General features: G+C 71.1%; 20 protein-coding genes. 9 read left to right on the top strand and 11 right to left on the bottom strand.

All coding sequences use genetic code 11. The features are described 5' to 3' along the window. Positions 1-101 precede the first annotated feature (101 nt). Positions 102-827 carry a TerB family tellurite resistance protein gene (locus K6I33_RS06810; protein ID WP_126914037.1) on the top strand — a complete coding sequence of 242 codons (726 nt, stop codon included), beginning with the start codon at positions 102-104 and terminating at the stop codon, positions 825-827. A 5-nt stretch (positions 828-832) separates the two neighbouring features. On the opposite strand, the gene K6I33_RS06805 is transcribed toward K6I33_RS06810, so the two are convergent. The 3 genes from K6I33_RS06805 to K6I33_RS06795 are packed head-to-tail and all read right to left on the bottom strand — an operon-like array spanning position 833 to position 3,211. After that, complete coding sequence (locus K6I33_RS06805; protein ID WP_229348817.1) at positions 833-1,774, bottom strand: glycosyltransferase family 2 protein; 942 nt, start codon at positions 1,772-1,774, stop codon at positions 833-835. Continuing rightward, positions 1,771-1,998, bottom strand: a complete 228-nt coding sequence (locus K6I33_RS06800; protein WP_229348815.1) for a hypothetical protein — start codon at positions 1,996-1,998, stop codon at positions 1,771-1,773. The genes K6I33_RS06805 and K6I33_RS06800 overlap by 4 nt, the downstream gene beginning before the upstream one ends. Continuing rightward, the gene (locus K6I33_RS06795; RefSeq protein WP_229348813.1) at positions 1,937-3,211 is read right to left on the bottom strand and encodes an NAD-dependent epimerase/dehydratase family protein; all 1,275 of its coding nucleotides are present in this window, start codon (positions 3,209-3,211) and stop codon (positions 1,937-1,939) included. The genes K6I33_RS06800 and K6I33_RS06795 overlap by 62 nt, the downstream gene beginning before the upstream one ends. 184 nt (positions 3,212-3,395) lie before the next feature. Between K6I33_RS06795 and recO the strand changes: the two genes are divergently transcribed. Together recO and K6I33_RS06785 are read left to right on the top strand one after the other, a co-directional pair. After that, complete coding sequence (gene recO, locus K6I33_RS06790; RefSeq protein WP_189452132.1) at positions 3,396-4,142, top strand: DNA repair protein RecO; 747 nt, start codon at positions 3,396-3,398, stop codon at positions 4,140-4,142. Between the two features lie 31 nt (positions 4,143-4,173). After that, positions 4,174-4,998: an isoprenyl transferase gene (locus K6I33_RS06785; RefSeq protein WP_229348811.1), complete on the top strand. Its 825-nt coding sequence runs from the start codon at positions 4,174-4,176 to the stop codon at positions 4,996-4,998. A gap of 75 nt (positions 4,999-5,073) precedes the next feature. Here the strand turns inward: K6I33_RS06785 and K6I33_RS06780 are convergent, their stop codons facing one another. The 4 genes from K6I33_RS06780 to K6I33_RS06765 all read right to left on the bottom strand — a co-directional run bounded on the left by K6I33_RS06780 (position 5,074) and on the right by K6I33_RS06765 (position 8,293). Beyond that, positions 5,074-5,490 (bottom strand): Fur family transcriptional regulator, encoded by a 417-nt coding sequence (locus tag K6I33_RS06780; RefSeq protein ID WP_229348809.1) that lies wholly within the window; start codon positions 5,488-5,490, stop codon positions 5,074-5,076. Positions 5,491-5,583: 93 nt separating this feature from the next. After that, positions 5,584-6,474 (bottom strand): metal ABC transporter permease, encoded by an 891-nt coding sequence (locus K6I33_RS06775; protein ID WP_229348807.1) that lies wholly within the window; start codon positions 6,472-6,474, stop codon positions 5,584-5,586. Next, positions 6,474-7,241 carry a metal ABC transporter ATP-binding protein gene (locus tag K6I33_RS06770; protein WP_229348805.1) on the bottom strand — a complete coding sequence of 256 codons (768 nt, stop codon included), beginning with the start codon at positions 7,239-7,241 and terminating at the stop codon, positions 6,474-6,476. Before K6I33_RS06770 ends, K6I33_RS06775 begins: the two co-directional genes overlap by 1 nt. A gap of 32 nt (positions 7,242-7,273) precedes the next feature. Beyond that, positions 7,274-8,293 (bottom strand): metal ABC transporter substrate-binding protein, encoded by a 1,020-nt coding sequence (locus tag K6I33_RS06765; protein WP_229348803.1) that lies wholly within the window; start codon positions 8,291-8,293, stop codon positions 7,274-7,276. A 164-nt stretch (positions 8,294-8,457) separates the two neighbouring features. Between K6I33_RS06765 and K6I33_RS06760 the strand changes: the two genes are divergently transcribed. Next, entirely contained in the window at positions 8,458-9,840 is a 1,383-nt protein-coding gene (locus tag K6I33_RS06760; RefSeq protein ID WP_229348801.1) for a glycine--tRNA ligase, read from the top strand. A gap of 72 nt (positions 9,841-9,912) precedes the next feature. On the opposite strand, the gene K6I33_RS06755 is transcribed toward K6I33_RS06760, so the two are convergent. Beyond that, positions 9,913-10,530 (bottom strand): Uma2 family endonuclease, encoded by a 618-nt coding sequence (locus tag K6I33_RS06755; protein ID WP_229348799.1) that lies wholly within the window; start codon positions 10,528-10,530, stop codon positions 9,913-9,915. A gap of 215 nt (positions 10,531-10,745) precedes the next feature. Here K6I33_RS06755 and K6I33_RS06750 point away from each other — a divergent pair, with 215 nt between their 5' ends. Both K6I33_RS06750 and K6I33_RS06745 read left to right on the top strand, forming a co-directional pair. Beyond that, positions 10,746-11,987, top strand: a complete 1,242-nt coding sequence (locus tag K6I33_RS06750) for a sensor histidine kinase (RefSeq protein ID WP_229348797.1) — start codon at positions 10,746-10,748, stop codon at positions 11,985-11,987. After that, on the top strand, positions 11,975-12,619 hold the full coding sequence (locus K6I33_RS06745) for a response regulator transcription factor (protein WP_229348795.1): 645 nt from the start codon (positions 11,975-11,977) through the stop codon (positions 12,617-12,619). The genes K6I33_RS06750 and K6I33_RS06745 overlap by 13 nt, the downstream gene beginning before the upstream one ends. 23 nt (positions 12,620-12,642) lie before the next feature. On the opposite strand, the gene K6I33_RS06740 is transcribed toward K6I33_RS06745, so the two are convergent. From K6I33_RS06740 to K6I33_RS06730, 3 genes are all read right to left on the bottom strand, one after another. Next, a complete protein-coding gene (locus tag K6I33_RS06740; protein WP_229348793.1) occupies positions 12,643-13,224 on the bottom strand; it encodes a TetR family transcriptional regulator in 582 nt (193 codons plus the stop codon). 158 nt (positions 13,225-13,382) lie between these two features. Beyond that, the gene (locus tag K6I33_RS06735; protein ID WP_229348791.1) at positions 13,383-14,387 is read right to left on the bottom strand and encodes an aldo/keto reductase; all 1,005 of its coding nucleotides are present in this window, start codon (positions 14,385-14,387) and stop codon (positions 13,383-13,385) included. A gap of 118 nt (positions 14,388-14,505) precedes the next feature. After that, positions 14,506-16,008 (bottom strand): MFS transporter, encoded by a 1,503-nt coding sequence (locus K6I33_RS06730; RefSeq protein WP_229348789.1) that lies wholly within the window; start codon positions 16,006-16,008, stop codon positions 14,506-14,508. Between the two features lie 101 nt (positions 16,009-16,109). Between K6I33_RS06730 and K6I33_RS06725 the strand changes: the two genes are divergently transcribed. From K6I33_RS06725 to ppdK, 3 genes are all read left to right on the top strand, one after another. Then, positions 16,110-17,012: a helix-turn-helix transcriptional regulator gene (locus K6I33_RS06725; protein WP_229348787.1), complete on the top strand. Its 903-nt coding sequence runs from the start codon at positions 16,110-16,112 to the stop codon at positions 17,010-17,012. A gap of 53 nt (positions 17,013-17,065) precedes the next feature. Next, complete coding sequence (gene dusB / locus K6I33_RS06720) at positions 17,066-18,205, top strand: tRNA dihydrouridine synthase DusB (protein WP_229348785.1); 1,140 nt, start codon at positions 17,066-17,068, stop codon at positions 18,203-18,205. Positions 18,206-18,597: 392 nt separating this feature from the next. Continuing rightward, positions 18,598-21,330 (top strand): pyruvate, phosphate dikinase, encoded by a 2,733-nt coding sequence (gene ppdK, locus K6I33_RS06715; protein ID WP_229348783.1) that lies wholly within the window; start codon positions 18,598-18,600, stop codon positions 21,328-21,330. Positions 21,331-21,472: the final 142 nt, after the last annotated feature.

Raw genomic sequence — 21,472 nt, 5'->3', positions numbered from 1 at the left:
CGCCCCAACTCGGCCGTCGGGGTACTGACGCGGCATCAACGATGTGGCTAACATCACGTCAACGCGGCGACCAGGCCGTGGCGTTATGGAGGTGCGCCGTGATGCACGCGCAAGGCCGACACAGCCCGGACCGGTGTGTGGTGGGCGTACGCACCGTCTGGCGCACTGTCGGAGACGGCGAGTTCTTCTGCCCCGGTTGCGGTGGCGACCGCAATTACCACCGTCGCACGGGGCGCCGCCGCCTTGTCGCGTTCGGGGTGCCGCTGCTGCCGCGCGGCCCGGTCGGGCCCATCGTGGAGTGCACGGCCTGCCGCGGCCGCTACGCCATGGACGTCCTCGACCACCCCACCACGACCCGCTTCTCCGCGATGCTGCGCGACGCCGTGCACACGGTGGCCCTCGCGGTGCTGGCCGCGGGCGGCACCGAGGCCCGCACGGTCCGCCGCGCGGCGGTCGGCGCGGTCCGGGCGGCCGGCTTCGCCGACTGCAGCGAGGAGCAGCTCGTCACCCTGATCGAGGCGCTCGCCGCGGACACCGGACGGCTGCCCGGGCGGTACGCGACGCCGCCCGGCGACGCGAGCCGCGACGGCTTCGACCCCTGCGGCACGGCCCTGGCCATCGAGCTCCACGAGGCCCTGGAGCCGCTGGCCCCGCACCTGGCGCCCGCGGGCCGCGAGCAGATCCTGCTCCAGGGGGCCCGGATCGCCCTGGCCGACGGCCCGTACCGGCCTGCGGAGCGGGAGGTGCTGGCCACGGTGGGGCGGGCGCTGCTGATCTGTCCCGAGGACACCGACCGGCTCCTCGCGGCGGCGCGCACGCCGTCCTGAGCGTTTCAGGTCTCCGGTAGCGGCCTGCCGATCTGATCGAGCAGGCCGAAGCGGCGCACGAACCACGCGAAGTCGTGCGGGAGCGTCGCCGCCAACTCCTCGCGGCGGCGCCAGGCGCCGCGCTCCTCCAGCATGACCAGCGCCTCGCGGATGTGCTCCGGGAACTCCAGGGCGTGCAGCCGCACCATCTCCAGGATCATCGACTCCGGCAGATGGGCGGTGCCGAAGCGCAGGCAGTTGTGGACCAGCGCGGTGCGTGCCGCGCCGACGAAGGAGGCCGCCTCCTCCCTGGGCTTGAACCGGTGGGTGATCTCGATGTCGGTGGTGTGGACGATCTCGGCGCCGGCCCGCCACGCCCGGACGCTGAACTCGGGCTCGAAGCCGCCGTAGTGCACCATCCCCTCGTCATAGCCGCCGAGACGGGCGAAGAGCGCGCGTTCGACGACCGTGCCGGCCGAGGACGCGACCTGGACCCGCCGGTCCTCGGGCGTGGGCCCGGGGACGGCCGTGTTCCAGCGCGTGCCCATGTACGGGACGACGAGGCGGCAGCCGTGGCCGCGCCAGGCCGAGGTGCTGTCCAGGATGGTGACGGACAGGATCCGCTCCGGGGCGAGCAGCCGGGTGGCCGCGCGGTCCCAGCCGGCGGAGAAGCGGGTGTGCGCGTCCGTCACGAACAGCACCCGGCCCCGGGCGTGCCGGGCGGCCAGATTGCGGGCGGCGCCCACGCCGAGGTGCCGGGCGGAGCGGACGATCGTCGTACGGCGCCGGGCCGCGGCGTCGCCGACGACCGGCCGTCGTCCGGGTGCCGAGCAGTCGTCCACGACGACGAACTCGACGCCGTCCGGCCCGGCGGCGGCGTCCAGGGCCGAGGCGATGGTCGCCCCGACCCTGTCGCCCTCGTCCCGCGCGGGCAGGACCACGCTGATCGCGGGCGGGGTGGCCGTCACAGGCCGATGCCGCCGGTGATGGTGATGGTGTGGAGGGTGATCGTCGAGAGCGCGTACCCGTCCGGTGTACGGGGGGCCAGCCGGTCGGCCAGGGCCAGCCGGTCGTGCTCCTCGGGGGACAGGCCGAAGCGCTCGGCCAGGGCGGCGGTGTCGTCGCGCAGCTCACCCAGGGCGGTGGGGTCCTCCGCCACCGCCGTCATGATCTGCCGCAGTTTCTGGCTCATTCCGGGTTCCTTCCTCTGCTGGATCTGGATCTTCTGCTGGATTCGGGGCGGAAGAGGTACGGGGACCGCGCCAGCGGACGGTCGGCGGGAGCCGGTCGGCGTGGGCCCGTACGCGGTCGGCGTGCGGCAGCAGATCGCCGATCATCTGCCGCAGCTCGGTGCCGATGGGCGCCGAGGGCTTGAAGCCCAGCTCCCGCAGCTTCTCGCTGTCGGGGTTGTAGTGGTGGGCCTCCGCCTCGTCGCGCGGGTTGTCGACGGCGGCGATGCGGGCGTCGAGGCCCAGACCCCGGGCGGCGTCCCGGACCAGCTCGGCGAGCCGGCCGATGGACAGCACGTCGCGCAGCTGGTTGACGACGCGGTACTCGCCGGGGGCGGGCGGGTGCTCCAGGACGAGCGTGAGGCACTGGAGGCAGTCGGCGAGCGACAGCAGGCCGCGGCTCTGGGTGCCGTGACCGTACGGGGTGATGGGGCGGCCGATCACCGCCTGACAGCAGAAACGATTGACCGCGGTGCCGAACGCCTCGTCGAAGTCCAGCCGGCTGTTGAGCCGGGGGTCGGCGGGCGGGCACCAGCTCCCGTAGACGACCCCCTGCATGACGTCGGTCGCCGCGAGCCCCCACAGCCGGCAGGCGAAGCCGACGTTCTGCGAGTCGAAGACCTTGCTCCAGTGGTACCAGGAGCCCGCCTGCCGGGGGAACGGCAGCCGGTCGCGCCGGCCGCGGAACTCGACGTCGAAGAAGCCCTCGGGGATGTCCAGGTCGGGCGTGCCGTACTCGCCCATGGTGCCGAGCTTGACCAGATGGGCGCCGGGACAGTGCTCGCGCATCGCGAACAGCAGGCTGAGGGTGCCGGAGACGTTGTTGCTCTGGACGAAGTCGGCGTGCCGGAAGTCGATCATCGAGTACGGCGCGGACGGGCACTCGGCGAGGTGCACCACGGCGTCCGGGGCGAAGCCCGCCAGGGCCCGGCCCAGGGCGGAGTGGTCCCGCAGGTCCAGGGGCGAGAACGGCAGGGGCTCGCCGGCCAGCTCACGGAACGCGGCGAGCCGCTCGTACACCGGGGCGATCGGCACGGCGCTGACCGAGCCCCGCTCGGCCACCCAGCCCCGGCGCAGCAGCGCGTCGGCACCGGCGACGGCGTGGCCCCGGGCGGCCAGATGCTGGGCCAGCGGCCAGCCGAGATAACCGTCGATCCCCGCGATGAACACGCGCACGCGCCGGCACCCCCCTCCCCGAGGCGGGCCACGATGTCGTGGCTTCTCCTCTCAAGAGAGCACATATCGGGCGGGCGCGGGAGGGATTTCACCACATCGTGTGTATTGCGGATTGAGGACGGGGGCCCATGAGGCTCCGGTGACGATGGCATCCGGCACGTCGCCCGTACGGGAGAATGACTCCATGAGTCTGTTCCGCGACGACGGCATCGTGCTGCGCACCCAGAAACTGGGCGAGGCGGACCGGATCATCACCCTCCTCACCCGCGGCCACGGCCGGGTCCGGGCCGTCGCCCGGGGGGTACGCCGCACCAAATCGAAGTTCGGGGCGCGGCTGGAGCCGTTCTCCCACGTCGACGTCCAGTTCTTCGCACGCGGCAGCGAGCTCGTGGGGCGCGGGCTGCCACTGTGCACCCAGAGCGAGACCATCGCTCCGTACGGTGGCGCGATCGTCACCGACTACGCCCGCTACACCGCCGGCACCGCCATGCTGGAGACCGCCGAGCGCTTCACCGACCACGAGGGCGAGCCCGCCGTCCAGCAGTACCTGCTGCTCGTCGGCGCGCTGCGCACCCTCGCCTCCGGGGCCCACGCCCCCCACCTGGTGCTCGACGCGTTCCTGCTGCGCTCCCTCGCCGTCAACGGCTACGCGCCCAGCTTCGGCGCCTGCGCGAAGTGCGGGATGCCCGGGCCGAACCGGTTCTTCTCCGCGGCCGCCGGCGGTGTGGTCTGCGGGGAGTGCCGGGTGCCCGGCTGCGTCGTACCCTCCTCGGAGTCGATCGAGCTCCTGGGCGCGCTGCTCACGGGGGACTGGGCGACGGCGGACGCGTGCGAGGCGCGCCACGTCCGGGAGGGCAGCGGGCTCGTGGCGGCCTATCTGCAATGGCATCTGGAGCGGGGGCTTCGCTCGCTCAGGTATGTCGAGAACTAAGCGAAACAGGGATCAAGGAGTAGTGGCACCCATGGTTGTACGCGGGATTCTGGGCCGGCCCCGACGCGAGTACCGCATCCCCGACCCGCACCCTTCGGGCGCCCGCCCCCCGAAGATCCCCGGCGAGCTCGTCCCCGAGCACGTGGCGATCGTCATGGACGGCAACGGCCGCTGGGCCAAGGACCGCGGCCTGCCGCGCACCGAGGGCCACAAGGTCGGCGCCGAGCGCGTGCTCGACGTCCTCCAGGGCGCCATCGAGATGGGCGTGGGCAGCATCTCCCTGTACGCCTTCTCGACCGAGAACTGGAAGCGCTCCCCGGACGAGGTCCGCTTCCTGATGAACTTCAACCGCGACTTCATCCGCAAGACCCGTGACCAGCTCGACGAACTCGGCATCCGGGTCCGCTGGGTGGGCCGCATGCCCCGGCTCTGGCGCTCGGTGGCCAAGGAGCTCCAGATCGCCCAGGAGCAGACCAAGAACAACGACAAGCTCACGCTGTACTTCTGCATGAACTACGGCGGCCGCGCCGAGATCGCCGACGCGGCGAAGGCACTGGCGGAGGACGTGCGGGCGGGCCGTCTCGACCCGTCGAAGGTCAACGAGAAGACCCTCGCCAAGTACCTCTACTACCCGGACATGCCGGACGTCGACCTCTTCCTGCGCCCCTCCGGCGAGCAGCGCACCTCCAACTACCTGATCTGGCAGAGCGCCTACGCCGAGATGGTCTTCCAGGACGTCCTGTGGCCCGACTTCGACCGCCGCGACCTGTGGCGCGCCTGCCTGGAGTACGCCCAGCGCGACCGCCGCTTCGGCGGGGCGATCCCGAACGAGGAGCTGCTGACGCAGGAGCAGTGAAAAGCCTGTGGGGTGCTTCCGGAGGATTCCGGAAGCACCCCACAACGGTTTTGGCGGGCGGTGGGCGGCGAGCGCTCAGCCCTTGGCCGCTGCCGCGCAGTCCCCGCAGGTGCCGAAGATCTCGATGGTGTGGGCGACGTCCACGAAGCCGTGTTCCTCGGCGATGGAGTCGGCCCACTTCTCGACGGCCGGGCCCTCGACCTCGACCGCCTTGCCGCAGGCGCGGCAGACGAGGTGGTGGTGATGGCCGCTGGAGCAGCGGCGGTAGACGGACTCGCCCTCGCTGGTGCGCAGGACGTCGACCTCGCCGGCGTCGGCGAGGGACTGGAGGGTGCGGTACACCGTGGTCAGGCCGACGGAGGCGCCGCGGTGCTTGAGCATGTCGTGGAGCTCCTGCGCGCTGCGGAACTCGTCCACCTCGTCGAGGGCCGCCGCGACGGCCGCCCGCTGCTTGGTGGCTCGGCCGCGTACCGGGGGACCGGCGGTCACCACAGTTGCCTCCTCAAGCTCGCCTGAACACTCGTGACACTCGTGGCAACGCTCCCACCGGGGGTGTTGCCACGACAATTGTGCCAGGCCCGCGGATCAGACCCGGACGTCGTCGGTGGCCGGGCCGGTGGTGGGCTCGTCCAGGGTGCAGCGCTCCTCGGCGACCGCGCGGTCCGCGCGTTTCCTCGCCAGGGGGGTGGCGAGCGCGGTGAGCGCGAGGAAGACGCCGATGGCCATGAGGACGATCGTCGCGCCCGAGGGGACGTCCACGTAGTACGAGGTGACCGTGCCCGAAAGGGTGACCAGGACGCCGATGGCCACGGCCATGGCGAAGGTCGTCGCGAAGCTGCGGGCGAGCTGCTGGGAGGCGGCCACGGGGATCACCATCAGGGCGCTGACCAGCAGCAGGCCGACGACGCGCATGGCGACGGTGACGGTCAGCGCGGCGGTGATCGCGATCAGCAGGTTCAGCAGGCGCACCGGCAGGCCGGTGACGCGTGCGAACTCCTCGTCCTGGCAGATCGCGAACAGCTGCCGGCGCAGCCCGACCGTCGTGAGGATCACGAACGCGGCCAGGACGCAGATCGCCACGATGTCCTGCTGCGAGACGGTGGTGATCGAGCCGAAGAGGTAGGTGGTGAGGTTGGCGTTGGAGCCGTTGGGGGCGAGGCTCATCAGCATCACACCGCCCGCCATGCCGCCGTAGAAGAGCAGGGCGAGGGCGATGTCGCCGCGTGCCTTGCCGTAGGAGCGGATCAGCTCCATGATCACGGCGCCGATCACACAGACGATCGTCGCGACCCACACCGGGCTGGCGTTGAGCAGGAAGCCCAGGCCCACACCGGTGAGGGCGACATGGCCGATGCCGTCGCCCATCAGCGCCTGGCGGCGCTGCACGAGGTAGACGCCGATCGCGGGCGCGGTGACGCCCACCAGCAGGGCGGCGAGCAGCGCCCGCTGCATAAAGGCGAGTTCGAGAATGTCCATCAGCTCAGCAGCCCCGTTCTGATCGGTTCCGCGGACGGGTCGGCGTGCGGGTGCACATGGTCGTGGCCGGGGAGGGCGTGCTGGCCCACGGCCTTGGGCGGCGGGCCGTCATGGACGACGCAGCCGTCGCGGAGCACCACCGCGCGGTCGATGAGCGGCTCCAGCGGGCCCAGCTCATGGAGGACGAGCAGGACCGTGGCGCCGCGGCCGACCTCCTCGCGCAGGGCGCTCGCCAGCACCTCCTGGCTGGCGAGGTCCACGCCGGCCATCGGCTCGTCCATGATCAGCAGTTCGGGTTCGCCGGCCAGCGCGCGGGCGATCAGCACCCGCTGGTGCTGGCCGCCGGAGAGGGCGTTCACGGAGTCCTTGATCCGGTCGGCCATGCCGACCAGCTCCAGCGCCTTGACCACGGCCTCGCGGTCCGCCTTGCGGGTCGGCCCCAGCTTCGTACGGGCCAGCCGGCCCGCGGAGACGACCTCGCGCACGGTCGCGGGCACCCCGCCGGCGGCGGTGGTGCGCTGGGGGACGTAGCCGACGCGGGCCCAGTCGCGGAAGCGCCGGCGCGGGGTGCCGAAGAGCTCCAGCTCACCGCCGGTCAGCGGCACCTGGCCCACGATGGCCCGGACGGCCGTGGACTTGCCGGAGCCGTTGGCGCCGAGCAGGGCGACGACCTCGCCGCGCCGCACGGTCAGGTCGACGCCGCGCAGGACGGGGCGCGAGCCCAGCGAGGCCGTGGCCCCGCGCAGGGATATGACAGGCTGCTCCATGGCTGCCTCCTCCTCAGAGGTACTCGCTGTGCTCACTTGGTACCGAGCGCCTTCTTCAGGGCGACGAGGTTGGACTCCATGACCTCGAAGTAGTCGTGGCCCCGGGACTCGTCCGTGATGCCCTCGAGCGGGTCGAGCACGTCGGTCTTCAGGTTCAGGTCCTTCGCCAGGGTCTTCGCCGTGGCGGGGTTGGCGAGCGTCTCGAAGAAGACCGTGCTGACGTGGTGGTCCTCGGCGAGCTTGTGGAGGTCCTTCATCCGGGCGGCGCTGGGCTCGGACTCCGGGTCGACGCCGCTGATCGCCTCCTCGGTCAGACCGTAGCGCTCGGCGAGGTAGCCGAAGGCGGCGTGGGTGGTGATGAAGGTGTCCGAGGCGCGGTTCTTCAGGCCCTCGGCGAACTTCTTGTTCAGCGCGTCCAGCTTGGTCGCGAGCGCGGCGGCGTTCTTCTCATAGTCCGCCTTGTGGTCCGGGTCCGCCTCGCCGAGGGTCCTGGCGACGCCCTTGGCGACCTCGGCGTACTTCACCGGGTCCAGCCAGATGTGGGGGTCGGCGCCGCCGTCCTCGTGGCTGTGCCCCTCGTGACCCTCATCGTGGGAAGAGTCCGAGTGGTTGTCGCCGGTGGTGTGGTGGTGGCCGTCGACCTCGTTCCCGTGCTTCTCCAGGGAGGTGAGGGAGGCCGCGTCGGCGATGTGCTTGTTTCCGGACTGCTTGATAGCCGCGTCCACGGCGGGCTGGAGGCCCTTGAGGTAGACGATCGCGCCCGCGTCGGCCAGCGAGCCGGTCTGCCGGGGGGTGAGCTCGAGATCGTGCGGTTCGACGCCGGGCTTGGTGAGGCCGGTGACCTTCACATGGTCGCCGCCGATCTCCTTCGCCAGGAATTCCAGGGGATAGAACGACGCTGTGACCTGCAGCTTTCCATCCGCGGTCCGGCCGTTCGAGCTCATGGCCGAGCAGGCGGAGAGGGAGACCAGGCCGAGCGTCGCGGCGATGGCGACGGCGGCGGTGGTTATTCGGCGGCGGGAGCGAACGGGGCGGATCGGACGTACGTTCATGACACTCATTTTCAACAAAAGTGGAAACGATTGTCAACAGCAGTCCGGCTCGTCCGGTTGTGGAGGATTGGGTCAAGCCAAGGCCAGAGCCGATTTGATGAGAGGGGGTACAGCGCCGGTAACCTGAATCATTCGCTGTTCGTCGTCGCAATGAAGAGAGCACCGTGGCCGCCGACAAGATCGACACCATCGTCAGCCTGAGCAAGCGCCGTGGCTTTGTCTATCCGTGCAGTGAGATCTACGGCGGCCAGCGCGCCGCCTGGGACTACGGTCCGCTCGGCGTGGAGCTCAAGGAGAACATCAAGCGCCAGTGGTGGCGCTACATGGTCACCTCGCGCGAGGACGTCGTCGGTATCGACTCGTCGGTGATCCTGGCCTCCGAGGTCTGGGTCGCCTCCGGCCACGTCGCGACCTTCAGCGACCCGCTGACCGAGTGCACCTCCTGCCACAAGCGCTACCGTGCCGACCACCTGGAAGAGGCCTACGAGGCCAAGCACGGCAAGCTCCCCGAGAACGGCCTGGCCGACATCAACTGCCCGAACTGCGGCAACAAGGGCCAGTTCACCGAGCCCAAGCAGTTCTCCGGCCTGCTCTCCACCCACCTCGGCCCCACCCAGGACTCCGGCTCGGTCGCCTACCTGCGCCCCGAGACCGCCCAGGGCATCTTCACCAACTTCGCCCAGGTCCAGCAGACCTCCCGGAAGAAGCCCCCGTTCGGCATCGCCCAGATGGGCAAGTCCTTCCGCAACGAGATCACGCCGGGCAACTTCATCTTCCGCACCCGCGAGTTCGAGCAGATGGAGATGGAGTTCTTCGTCAAGCCGGGCGAGGACGAGCAGTGGCAGGAGTACTGGATGCAGCAGCGCTGGAACTGGTACACCGGTCTCGGCCTGCGCGAGGAGAACATGCGGTGGTACGAGCACCCGAAGGAGAAGCTCTCCCACTACTCCAAGCGCACCGCTGACATCGAGTACCGCTTCCAGTTCGGCGGCAACGAGTGGGGCGAGCTCGAGGGCGTCGCCAACCGCACCGACTACGACCTCGGCGCCCACGCCAAGGCGTCCGGCCAGGACCTGTCGTTCTTCGACCAGGAGGCCGGCGAGCGCTGGACCCCGTACGTCATCGAGCCCGCCGCCGGTGTCGGCCGCACGATGCTCGCCTTCCTCCTCGACGCCTACATCGAGGACGAGGCCCCCAACGCCAAGGGCAAGCTGGAGAAGCGCACCGTGCTGCGCCTCGACCCGCGCCTGTCCCCGGTGAAGGTCGCGGTCCTGCCGCTCTCTCGCAACCCGGAGCTGTCCCCGAAGGCCAAGGGCCTCGCCGCGGACCTCCGCAAGAACTGGAACATCGAGTTCGACGACGCCGGCGCCATCGGCCGCCGCTACCGCCGCCAGGACGAGATCGGCACGCCGTTCTGCGTCACGGTCGACTTCGACACGCTCGAGGACAACGCGGTGACCGTGCGCGAGCGCGACACGATGAAGCAGGAGCGGGTTTCGCTCGACCAGATCGAGGGCTACCTCGCCAGCCGCCTCATCGGCTGCTGACGTCCGTCTTTCGGGCTGAACGCCGGAGGGTCCGCTACCGCGCACGCGGTGGCGGACCCTCCGGCGTTGTGCTCAGACCTCCCAGGCGGAGGTGTCGAGCTTGCAATCGAAGGGTGCGGGGATCTGGACCACATCGCCCAGCTTCACCTGCTGATGGGCGCGGTAACCCCGGTCGGGTGACGGGTCGGAGTACGCGGTGACCGACTCTGCCAGCATGTCGACGAGCACGTAGACGGGCACCCCGGCCTTGCCGTAGACCTCCAGTTTTGCCTCGCGGTCGGCGTCGGCTGTGGAGCGGGAGGTCACCTCGCCGACCAGGGACAGCGCATCGCCGGGGGCGTGGATTCCCTTGACCTTCAAAGCTGCCCATTCCACGGCGTAGAAGTCGGGGCCGTAGGACTGGTCATGAGAGGGGAACTTGAAGAGGCGGGGGAATCCTCGCACGCGATGCCCATCGGGCACATGCGGACCGAGCTGTTCGATGACGCTCTCAAGGATGTAGTCGTAGGTGCACTGCGACCATGGCGACACGACGACGTTCCCCCCGATGATCTCCGTACGGTATCCGTCCGGGAGACCTGCATCGACTTGCTCAAGAACCTGGCACAGCTCCTCGAACCCCCCCACGGGTTCCTGGGGGTGGCTTATCTCCTGGGGCTGGGGCAGTGGTGTCTCGACCATGACTGCCATGATGCTCCTCCTTTGTCGAGTAAGCGCATCACCACACACCGTAGTCATCCCCACTGACAATCACCCCGCTTCCGGCCCTCCCCGGACGATTCGCCCTGCAACGCCACCCTGCGCATACCTATCGCCAGGGCCCGCCCGGGGTGGCACTGGCTTCACCCCCGGTTCGGGCAGTACTGCCATCGACCCCTCTGACCTGCGCGCATAGCGTGTGACGCATGCACATTCCCCGTCTGCTCCGGCAGTTTCTCCGGCCCTTCGACGGTGCGGCCCGTTCCGCCGCCTTTCTCGCTGTCGGGGCGCTGATCCAGTGCGGGTCGCTGCTCGTGCTCGCCGTGCCGTGGCTGGACGGGGGGCCGACGCGGGCGTTGAGCTGTGTGGTGGCGGTGCTGGGGATGGTCGCGGTGGTGGGGGCGGCCTCGCCGCTGTTGAGCGTCGCCCAGCGGGCGCGGTTCCGGGCGCGGCTCGGGGTGGGCATCCCCGCGCCGGCGGCGGCCGGGGGAGTGGTGCGGTGGCTGCGCTCGGAGCCGGCCTGGCGGCAGGTGCGGTACCACCTGCTGGTGGGGCCGCTGATCGCGGCGGGCGGGGTGTGCGCCCTGCTGCTGTGGGCGGCCTCGATCACCGCCGCCTCCATCTATGTGTGGGTATGGGTCGTTCCGCCGGAGTACCGGATCGCGGAGGTGGGCTACGTCGTACAGGCCGCCTACATCACCGCCGCCGGGATCGCCGGGCTCTACGGATCCGCGTGGCTGTCCGGCGCGCTCGCCCGGGTCGACACCCGGGCGGCGCTGAAGCGCCTCGGGCCCAGCCGGGCCGAGCAGCTGGAGCGCCGGGTGGAGGAGGTCACCGAGGCCCGCGCCGGTGTCGTCGACGCCGCCGACGCCGAGCGCCGCCGCATCGAGCGGGACCTCCACGACGGCGCCCAGCAGCGGCTGGTGTCCCTGGCCGTCAACCTGGGCCTGGCCAAGGTGACGATGCCCGGTCTGCCCGAGGACGCCCGCAAGGTCATCGACGACGCGCACCGCGAGGCCAAGGAGGCCATCGCCGAACTCCAGGACCTCGTGCGCGGGCTCCACCCCGCCGTCCTGGAGGACCGCGGCCTGGACGCCGCGCTGTCCGGGCTCGCCGAACGGGCGCCGCTGCCCGTGCGGGTGAAGGTGGACCTCGCCTCCCGGCCCGCCCCGGCCGTCGAGGCCGTCGCCTACTTCGTCGTGTCCGAAGCGCTCGCCAACGTGGTCAAGCACGCACAGGCGTCGAGGGCGGATGTCACCGTCGAACGGTTCGGGGGCATACTGCTCGTCGTCGTCTCCGACGACGGCGTGGGCGGTGCCGACCCCTCGGGCGGTACGGGGCTCGCCGGGCTCGCCAAGCGGGTCGCGTCGGTCGACGGCACGTTCTCGTTCAGCAGCCCCGTCGGGGGCCCGACCGTTGTGACCGTGGAGCTGCCGTGCGCGCTGTGATCGCCGAGGATTCCGTCCTGCTCCGAGTGGGCCTGGTGAAGGTCCTGGAGGCGGCCGGATTCGAGGTGGTCGCGGAAGCCGGCGACGCGGAGTCGGCGCTCGCCGCCGTCGAGCTGCACCGGCCGGACCTCGCGGTCCTCGACGTGCGGATGCCGCCCGGCTTCACGGACGAGGGCGTACGGGCCGCCCTCGTCCTGCGCGAGCGGTGGCCGGACACGGCGGTGCTGCTCCTCTCCCAGTACGTCGAGGAGCGCTACGCCACCGAGCTGCTGACCGGCGACACCGCGGGGTTCGGCTATCTCCTCAAGCAACGGGTCGCCGACGTCGAGGAGTTCATCGAGGCGCTGCGGCGCGTGGCCGCGGGCGGCACGGCGCTCGACCCCCAGGTGGTCTCCCAGCTGCTGACGCGACGTCACAGCGATCCGCTGGACCGGCTGACGACCCGCGAGCGGGAGGTTCTCGCTTCCATGGCCGAGGGCCGTTCCAACGCGGGCATCGCCGAGCGGCTCGTCGTCAGCGAGAGCGCCGTGGCCAAGCACATCAACAGCATCCTGGCGAAGCTGGACCTGCCGAAGGCCGAGGCCGACCATCGGCGGGTGCTCGCCGTTCTGCGGTTTCTCGGGGTCGGGTGACCTCGCCCCCCTTACGCGTGGGGTTACGCGTGGAGGCCGCGCAGGACCAGGTCGCAGACCGCCTCGAAGGCGGTCTCGATGTCCGGCTGCGACCATTCCGCCGCGTACGCGGGGTCGTGGAAGCGATTGCTCGCGTCCCAGACGGCACGGGCGGCCGTCGTGGGCTCGACGGGCCTGAACTCGCCCTCGCCGACGCCGCCCTCGATGATCCCGGCGAGCTGCTCGATCATCGTCGCGATGTGGCGCTCCACGGTGCTGCTGTTCTCACCGACGAGGACCATGTACGTCGCGAACAGCTCCGGGTCGTCGCCCGCCTTGCGGCGCTTGGCCGCGAAGAGCGCGGCCAGCCAGTCGCGCAGCCGGGTCTCTGCCGGGCCCTCCGCGCCGGCCAGCGCCGACAGCTCGGCGTGCGACTGGTCGAGCCAGCGCTCGGTGACTGCCTCCCGCAGGGCCGCCTTGCTGCCGAAGTGGCGGTAGACGCTGCCATGGCTGACCCCGAGCGCGCGGGCCACGTCCACCACGGTGGCCTTGGCGGGGCCGTAGCGGCGCAGCACGTCTTCGGTGACCTCGAGAATGCGGTCCTGTGTCAGCGGTTCGGGGGGCATCGCAGCGTGGGTCCCTTCAGGGCGGTGTGGGTACGGGTGCGGCCGTTTGTATGACCGACCGTACCCGGGTGCGGCTCGGCGGTCGGGTTGTGCCCACCCTCCCCCAGCTACCGCTGGGAGGTGCCCCCAGCCCTGCGGAACGCCTGCCCACAACCAGGTCAGTGCTCGCTGTCCAGGTGGGTCATCTGGGAGTCGGGGTAGCGGGCGCCCGAGGCGGAGCCGGCGGGGATGGCCGCTTCGATCGCCGCGAGGTCGGCGGTGTCCAGGGTGAGGTCCAGCGCGCCCAGGGCCTCCTGGAGGCGGTCGCGGCGGCGGGCGCCGACCAGCGGGACGATGTCCTCGCCGCGCGAGAGGACCCAGGCGATGGCGGTCTGCGCGACCGTCGCGCCCCGGTCCTCGGCGACCTTGCGCAGCGCGTCGACGAGGTCGAGGTTGCGCTGGAGGTTCTCGCCCTGGAAGCGGGGGCTCATGCCGCGGAAGTCATTGGCGGCGAGCTGCCGGTCGCGGCCGAAGTGGCCGCTGATCAGGCCGCGCGAGAGCACGCCGTACGCGGTGACGCCGATGCCCAGCTCGCGGCAGGTGGGCAGGATGCGCTCCTCGATGCCGCGCGAGAGCAGCGAGTACTCGATCTGGAGGTCGGCGATGGGGGCGACGGAGGCGGCCCGGCGGATGGTGTCCGCGCCGGCCTCGGAGAGGCCGATGTGGCGGACGTGGCCGGCCTCGACCAGCTCGGCGATGGCGCCGACGGTCTCCTCGATCGGGACGTCCGGGTCGACGCGGGCGATCCGGTAGACGTGGATGTGGTCGACGCCCAGCCGCTGGAGCGAGTAGGCGGCGAAGCTCTTCACGGCGGCGGGGCGGCCGTCGTAGCCGGACCAGCCGCCGTCCGGGTCGCGCAGGGCGCCGAACTTCACGCTGGTCAGGGCCTTCTCGCGGTGGGCGGCGGGGGCCGTGCGGAGGGCCTCGCCGATGAGCATCTCGTTGTGGCCCATGCCGTAGAAGTCGCCGGTGTCGAGCAGGGTGACGCCCGCGTCGAGGGCGGCGTGGATGGTGGCGATCGACTCGGTGCGGTCGGCGTCGCCGTAGAGGGCGGACATGCCCATGCAGCCGAGGCCGAGGGCGGAGACCTGGGGGCCGGTGGTGCCGAGAGTGCGGTGCAGCACGGTGGGACTCCTTCGGGGGAAGGCGGAGCGGGTACGCCAACCACAGTGACACATGGACTGACAGATTTCAATATCTGTCAGTCCATGTGTGTCCCGCTCCGATCCTCGCGTCACGTCCTCACGCCACCGCGCGCGGCAGCCGCAGGCTCAGCGCCGCCGTGATAACCACCAGCACCAGCTGCACCCCGAGCGTGATCGCCAGCCCGTCCCGCATCCCCGTGCCCGGCGCCAGCGACAGGAACAGCGAGCCGAGCGTGGCCACGCCCAGCGCCATGAACGCCTGCTGCGTGGTGACCAGGACCCCGCTGCCGACCCCCGCCTGCGCCACCGGCACCTCGCTGAGCACCAGCCGGATCGTGATCGGCATCAGCAGGCCCTGGCCCAGTCCCTGCACGGCCAGCCCCGGCGCCAGGCCCAGCGCGCCCAGGCCGTCCCAGCCGAAGAAGAACGTCGCGCCCACCATGAGCAGCCCCACCCCCTGGACGACCGCCCCCGCGGTCACCAGCCGCCGCCCGAACCGCGAGGCCAGCCGGGGGCCCGCCAGCGAACCGATCAGGAACGTCACGCACATCGGCACCAGCGCCGCCCCGGCCGCCATCGGGCCCAGCCGCAGCCCCTCCTGGAGCGCCACCGCGAGGACGAACATGAAGCCGCCCCAGCCGACGGAGAAGGGGACGATCGTCGCCAGGCCGTCGCGCACCGAGGGCACCCGCAGCAGCGACGGCGGCACCAGCGGGGTCCGCCCCGCGCGCTCCTCGTGCCGCTCCACGAGCACGAACGCCACCGCCGCGACCGGGAACGTCGCCAGCAGCAGCCACGACCACAGCGGCCAGCCCGTCGAGCGGCCCTCCGTCAGCGGCACCAGCAACGACACCAGCGTCAGGGACAGCAGGACCGTGCCCCGGCCGTCCACCCGCGTCGGGTTGTCCGAGCGGGTCTCCGGCACCGAACGGATCGCGAGCAGCAGTGCCACGACCGCGATCGGCGCGTTGATCAGGAAGATCGACCGCCAGCCGGTGCCCAGCAGATCGACCGACACCAGCACCCCGCCGAGCACCTGCCCGACCGCGCTCACCACGCCGGCCGTGCCGCTGTACCAGCTCAGCGCCCGGGTGCGCTCGGCGCCGTGCGTCGTGGCCTGGATGGTCGCCAGCACCTGCGGGAGCATCAGCGCCGCCGACGCGCCCTGCGCGATCCGCGCCGCCACCAGCGCCCAGGCGTCCGGGGCCAGACCGCACGCCACGGACGTCACACCGAAGGCGGCCGTGCCCCACAGGAAGAGCCGGCGCCGGCCCGCCATGTCGCCCAGCCGCCCGCCGAACACGAGCAGAACCGCGTAGGCGACGCCGTAGCCGCCGACCACCATCTCCAGCATCGCCGGGCCGGCGTCCAGGTCGTGGTCGATCGTCGGCAGGGCGACGTTGACGATGAAGAAGTCCAGGAACGGCAGCGCCGCCCCCAGGAGGACGGTCGCCAGCCCCAGCGGAGTCAGGGCGGGCGAGGAGGGAGGCGTACGGGGCGAGGAGGGAGGCGTACGGAAGGAGGAGGAGCCGGAAGAGGCGCCGGAGGAGGAGTCGGGAGTCGTCGGGACGGAGGCGGAGGCTATGTGCGGTTCACTCACGGATACGACGATGGCGGTGCCCGGAGCCTGGTACCAGAGTGTCCTTATCCTGGTACCGGCACTACCTGGAAACAGCCTGCGCCGATTGCCACCCTGGGGATATGACGACGATGATGTTTGGGCGCCCGGCCATAGCCGTTCCTACGGCGGATGACGTACGCCGCCGGGAGCTGGCGGCCTTTCTGCGCTCCCGCAGGGAGCGCATCACACCCGAGCAGGTGGGGCTGCCGCGCGGTCCGCGCCGCCGCACGCCGGGCCTGCGCCGGGAGGAGGTGGCCCAGCTCGCCGCCGTGGGCGTCACCTGGTACACGTGGCTGGAGCAGGCCCGGGACATCCAGGTCTCCAGCCAGGTGCTCGACTCCCTCGCCCGGGCGCTGGTGCTCGACCGGGGCGAGCGCGGCCACCTCTTCGCCCTGGCCAACTCCGTCGACCCGCTGCCCGGCACGGACGGTGCCGGCATCACCCCGGCGCTGCGCGAGATGCTGGAGGGGCTGGAGCCGCTGCCCGCCTGTGTGCAGAACGCGCGCTACGACATCCTGGCCCACAACCGCAGCTACGGCCGGCTGATGGGCGACCTCGACGCCCTGCCGCCGGAGAACCGCAACTGCCTGTGGCTCCACTTCACCGACCCCGTCTGGCGCGCCACCGCGCTCAACGGGGAGGAGGCCCGGCGGGCCATGGCCGCCAAGTTCCGCGCCGCCATGGCCGAGCACATCGCCGAGCCCGCCTGGAAGTGCCTGCTCAGACGGCTGCTGGAGGCCTCGGCGGACTTCCGTGAGCTCTGGGCGCGGCACGAGATCATGCCGGTCGACGACCACCGGCCCGCGATCCTCCAGCACCCCCGGGTGGGCCTGCTGCGGCTGAACCACACCAGCCTGTGGACCGGGCCCAACCCCGGCACCCGGCTGATCACCTTCACCCCCGCCGACGAGGACACCCGTGCGGCGCTGCACCGGCTCCACGCCCTGGCGCTCGACGGGGAACGGGGGGTCTGCGCCGAATGAGGGACAATGGACGGTCAGCCCGAACGTCCGCACCACTTCGAGGAAGCTCCTCCATGACGCTCCAGATCGGTCCGCACCCGGTGCAGCCGCCGGTGGTCCTGGCCCCGATGGCGGGGATCACCAACGCGCCCTTCCGCACGCTGTGCCGTGAGTTCTCCGGCGGCAAGGGGCTCTTCGTCAGCGAGATGATCACCACGCGCGCGCTCGTGGAGCGCGACGCCAAGACGATGCGGCTGATCCACTTCGACGGGACCGAGAAGCCCCGCTCGATCCAGCTCTACGGCGTCGACCCGGTGACCGTCGGCAAGGCCGTCCGCATGATCGTGGACGAGGGCCTGGCCGACCACATCGACCTCAACTTCGGCTGCCCCGTCCCCAAGGTCACCCGCAAGGGCGGCGGCTCCGCCCTGCCCTACAAGCGGAACCTGCTGCGCTCGATCCTCCGCGAGGCCGTCGGCAACGCCGGCGCGCTCCCGGTGACCATGAAGATGCGCAAGGGCATCGACGACGACCACCTCACCTACCTCGACGCCGGGCGGATCGCCGTCGAGGAGGGCGTCACCGCCATCGCCCTCCACGGGCGCACCGCCGCCCAGCACTACAGCGGCACCGCCGACTGGGAGGCCATCGCGCGGCTCAAGGAGGCCGTGCCGGAGATCCCGGTGCTGGGCAACGGGGACATCTGGTCGGCCGGGGACGCCGTGCGGATGATGCGGGAGACCGGCTGCGACGGCGTCGTGGTCGGCCGCGGCTGCCTGGGCCGGCCCTGGCTCTTCGGCGACCTCGTCGAGGCCTTCGAGGCGGGCGAGGAGGGCCGGGAGCCGTCGTACGCGCGGCCCACGTTCCGCGACGTGGCGCGGGTGATGGTGCGCCACGCCCAGCTGCTGGGGGAGTGGCTGGAGGACGAGGCGCGCGGGGTCATCGACTTCCGCAAGCACGTCGCCTGGTACACGAAGGGCTTCTCGGTCGGCTCGGAGCTCCGGAAAAAGCTGGCAATCGCCTCTTCTCTGGAGGAACTGGACGCTCTTTTGAGCGGACTGGACCTGGATCAGCCCTGGCCTGCCGGTGCGGACGGGCCGCGCGGACGGACCTCCGGGCGCGATCGCGTGGTGCTTCCGGACGGGTGGCTCGATGACCCGTTCGATGGCGCAACCGTGGGTACGGAAGCGGAACTGGACACTTCCGGCGGCTGACGGGCCGGTGGATGCGGCGTGATTCTCGCCACCTCTGATAGGCGCCTCGCTCAGATGAGCGGCGAAATCAGGGGTGCACCTTTCCAAGGGGTGGCACTGCGTGCCACCCCTTTTGACTTCAAGTCCCGATGGAACTCAGCGCCAGACGGCGGGAATCTTCGACGGTCCGTGATGGGGCGATGATTTTCGGTCATCTTCTCTTCAAGAGATGAAGAACGCGGGGGCAAACCTCAAATGAGCGCTCCACTTTCGATCTGCTGGCGGATGGGTGGTCACGCCCACAAGTTGGCGGAGTAGACCTCCAAATCAGCCTTCGATCTGGGTACGCTCCCCGCCGTCAGGGCAGCCCACCCCCTTGCGTCCCGGGAGGCCCCAGTGAGGAGTCGATTCCCGTGCCGGTATCCGAAGATCGCCAGAAGTTCGTCTACGACTTCACCGAGGGCAACAAGGACCTCAAGGACCTGCTCGGCGGGAAGGGGGCCAACCTCGCCGAGATGACCAACCTCGGTCTGCCCGTGCCGCCCGGCTTCACCATCACCACCGAGGCGTGCAAGGTCTACCTGGAGGGTGGCGAGGAGCCCCCGTCCATGCGCGACGAGGTCTCCGCCCACCTGGCGGCCCTCGAGGAGCGGATGGGCAAGAAGCTCGGCCAGGCCGACGACCCGCTGCTGGTCTCGGTCCGCTCGGGCGCCAAGTTCTCCATGCCCGGCATGATGGACACGGTCCTCAACATCGGCCTCTCCGACGAGTCCGTGGCCGGTCTCGCGGCCCAGGCCGGCGACGAGCGCTTCGCCTGGGACTCCTACCGCCGGCTCATCCAGATGTTCGGCAAGACCGTGCTCGGCGTCGACGGCGACCTCTTCGAGGAGGCGCTGGAGGAGGCCAAGCGGGCCAAGGGCGTCACCACCGACGTCGACCTCGCCGCCCAGGACCTCAAGGCCCTGGTCGAGCGGTTCAAGGGCATCGTCGCCAAGGAGACCGGCCGGGACTTCCCGCAGGCCCCCCGCGAGCAGATGGACCTCGCCATAAGGGCGGTCTTCGACTCCTGGAACGGCGACCGCGCCAAGCTCTACCGCCGCCAGGAGCGCATCCCCGGCGACCTGGGCACCGCCGTCAACATCTGCTCCATGGTCTTCGGCAACCTCGGCCCCGACTCCGGCACCGGCGTCGCCTTCACCCGCGACCCCGCCAGCGGCCACCAGGGCGTCTACGGCGACTACCTGCAGAACGCCCAGGGCGAGGACGTCGTCGCCGGCATCCGCAACACCATGCCGCTCGCCGAGCTGGAGCGCATCGACAAGGCCTCCTACGACCAGCTGATGCAGATCATGGAGACGCTCGAGACGCACTACAAGGACCTGTGCGACATCGAGTTCACCATCGAGCGCGGCAAGCTGTGGATGCTCCAGACCCGCGTCGGCAAGCGCACCGCCGGTGCCGCCTTCCGCATCGCCACCCAGCTGGTGGACCAGGGCCTGATCGACGAGGCCGAGGCGCTCCAGCGCGTCACGGGCGCCCAGCTCGCGCAGCTGATGTTCCCCCGCTTCGACGAGAGGGCCGGCGGCAAGGGGGGGCCCGAGCTGCTGGGCCGGGGCATCGCCGCCTCGCCGGGCGCCGCCGTCGGCCGGGCCGTCTTCGACTCGTACACCGCCGTCAAGTGGTCCCGCTCCGGCGAGAAGGTCATCCTGATCCGCCGTGAGACCAACCCCGACGACCTCGACGGCATGATCGCCTCCGAGGGCATCCTGACCTCGCGCGGCGGCAAGACCTCCCACGCGGCCGTCGTCGCGCGCGGCATGGGCAAGACCTGTGTCTGCGGCGCCGAGGAGCTGGAGGTCGACACCAAGCAGCGCAAGATGACCGCGCCGGGCGGCGTGGTCATCCAGGAGGGCGACGTCGTCTCCATCGACGGCTCCACCGGCAAGGTCTACCTGGGCGAGGTCCCGGTCGTCCCGTCCCCGGTCGTCGAGTACTTCGAGGGCCGCATGCACGCGGGCGCCGACGACGCCGACGAGCTGGTCCAGGCCGTGCACCGGATGATGGCCTACGCCGACCGCATGCGCCGGCTGCGCGTCCGCGCCAACGCCGACAACGCCGAGGACGCCCTGCGCGCCCGTCGCTTCGGCGCCCAGGGCATCGGCCTGTGCCGCACCGAGCACATGTTCCTCGGCGAGCGCCGTGAACTCGTGGAGCGGCTGATCCTCGCGGACACCGACACCGAGCGCGAGGAGGCACTCAGTGCCCTTCTCCCGCTCCAGAAGGCCGACTTCGTCGAGCTCTTCGAGGCCATGGACGGACTCCCGGTCACCGTCCGCCTCCTCGACCCGCCGCTGCACGAGTTCCTCCCCGACATCACCGAGCTGTCGGTGCGCGTCGCGCTCGCCGAGGCCCGCGAGGACGCCAACGAGAACGACCTGCGCCTGCTCCAGGCCGTGCACAAGCTGCACGAGCAGAACCCCATGCTGGGTCTGCGCGGCGTCCGCCTCGGCCTGGTCATCCCCGGTCTGTTCGCCATGCAGGTCCGGGCGATCGCCGAGGCCGCGGCCGAGCGCAAGAACGCCAAGGGCGACCCCCGCGCGGAGATCATGATCCCGCTGGTGGGCACCGTCCAGGAGCTGGAGATCGTCCGCGAGGAGGCCGAGCGCGTCATCGCCGAGGTCGAGGCCGCCACCGGCACCGGTCTCAAGCTGCCGCTGGGCACGATGATCGAGCTGCCGCGCGCAGCGCTGACGGCCGATCAGATCGCCGAGGCCGCCGAGTTCTTCTCCTTCGGCACCAACGACCTGACCCAGACCGTGTGGGGCTTCTCCCGCGACGACGTCGAGGCCAGCTTCTTCACCGCCTACCTGGAGAAGGGCATCTTCGGCGTCAGCCCCTTCGAGACCATCGACAAGGACGGCGTGGGCTCCCTCGTCCGCGCCGCCGCCAAGGCCGGCCGGGCCACCCGCCCCGACCTCAAGCTGGGCGTCTGCGGCGAGCACGGCGGCGACCCCGAGTCGGTGCACTTCTTCCACGAGGTGGGCCTGGACTACGTCTCCTGCTCCCCGTTCCGGGTGCCGGTGGCGCGGCTGGAGGCCGGGCGCGCGGCGGCGCTGAACGGGAAGGGCGGCAGCGACAGCCGCTGACCGCCGGCCGGAGCCGGCCCATTGAGCTCCGGAGCCGCTATTGGGATGACCTCGACCCTCAGACCCTCAGCGGCTCCGGAAACGAAGGAGGGGCAGCACCCGTGCGGGGGGCTGCCCCTCCTGCACGCCGTGTTGGGGGCTG

Source organism: Streptomyces sp. UNOB3_S3 (genome assembly GCF_020740895.1).
GTDB lineage: Bacteria > Actinomycetota > Actinomycetes > Streptomycetales > Streptomycetaceae > Streptomyces.
Note: the sequence above shows the minus strand (reverse complement) of the source record. Positions and strands in the feature narration are given on the sequence as shown.

Excerpts from the sequence above, each read along its gene's own strand:
- K6I33_RS06810 (WP_126914037.1), top strand. The coding sequence starts at position 102 with ATGCACGCGCAAGGCCGACACAGCCCGGACCGGTGTGTGGTGGGCGTA.
- K6I33_RS06800 (WP_229348815.1), bottom strand. The coding sequence starts at position 1,998 with ATGAGCCAGAAACTGCGGCAGATCATGACGGCGGTGGCGGAGGACCCC.
- recO (WP_189452132.1), top strand. The coding sequence starts at position 3,396 with ATGAGTCTGTTCCGCGACGACGGCATCGTGCTGCGCACCCAGAAACTG.
- K6I33_RS06785 (WP_229348811.1), top strand. The coding sequence starts at position 4,174 with ATGGTTGTACGCGGGATTCTGGGCCGGCCCCGACGCGAGTACCGCATC.
- K6I33_RS06775 (WP_229348807.1), bottom strand. The coding sequence starts at position 6,474 with ATGGACATTCTCGAACTCGCCTTTATGCAGCGGGCGCTGCTCGCCGCC.
- K6I33_RS06770 (WP_229348805.1), bottom strand. The coding sequence starts at position 7,241 with ATGGAGCAGCCTGTCATATCCCTGCGCGGGGCCACGGCCTCGCTGGGC.
- K6I33_RS06765 (WP_229348803.1), bottom strand. The coding sequence starts at position 8,293 with ATGAACGTACGTCCGATCCGCCCCGTTCGCTCCCGCCGCCGAATAACC.
- K6I33_RS06755 (WP_229348799.1), bottom strand. The coding sequence starts at position 10,530 with ATGGCAGTCATGGTCGAGACACCACTGCCCCAGCCCCAGGAGATAAGC.
- K6I33_RS06750 (WP_229348797.1), top strand. The coding sequence starts at position 10,746 with ATGCACATTCCCCGTCTGCTCCGGCAGTTTCTCCGGCCCTTCGACGGT.
- K6I33_RS06740 (WP_229348793.1), bottom strand. The coding sequence starts at position 13,224 with ATGCCCCCCGAACCGCTGACACAGGACCGCATTCTCGAGGTCACCGAA.
- K6I33_RS06725 (WP_229348787.1), top strand. The coding sequence starts at position 16,110 with ATGACGACGATGATGTTTGGGCGCCCGGCCATAGCCGTTCCTACGGCG.
- dusB (WP_229348785.1), top strand. The coding sequence starts at position 17,066 with ATGACGCTCCAGATCGGTCCGCACCCGGTGCAGCCGCCGGTGGTCCTG.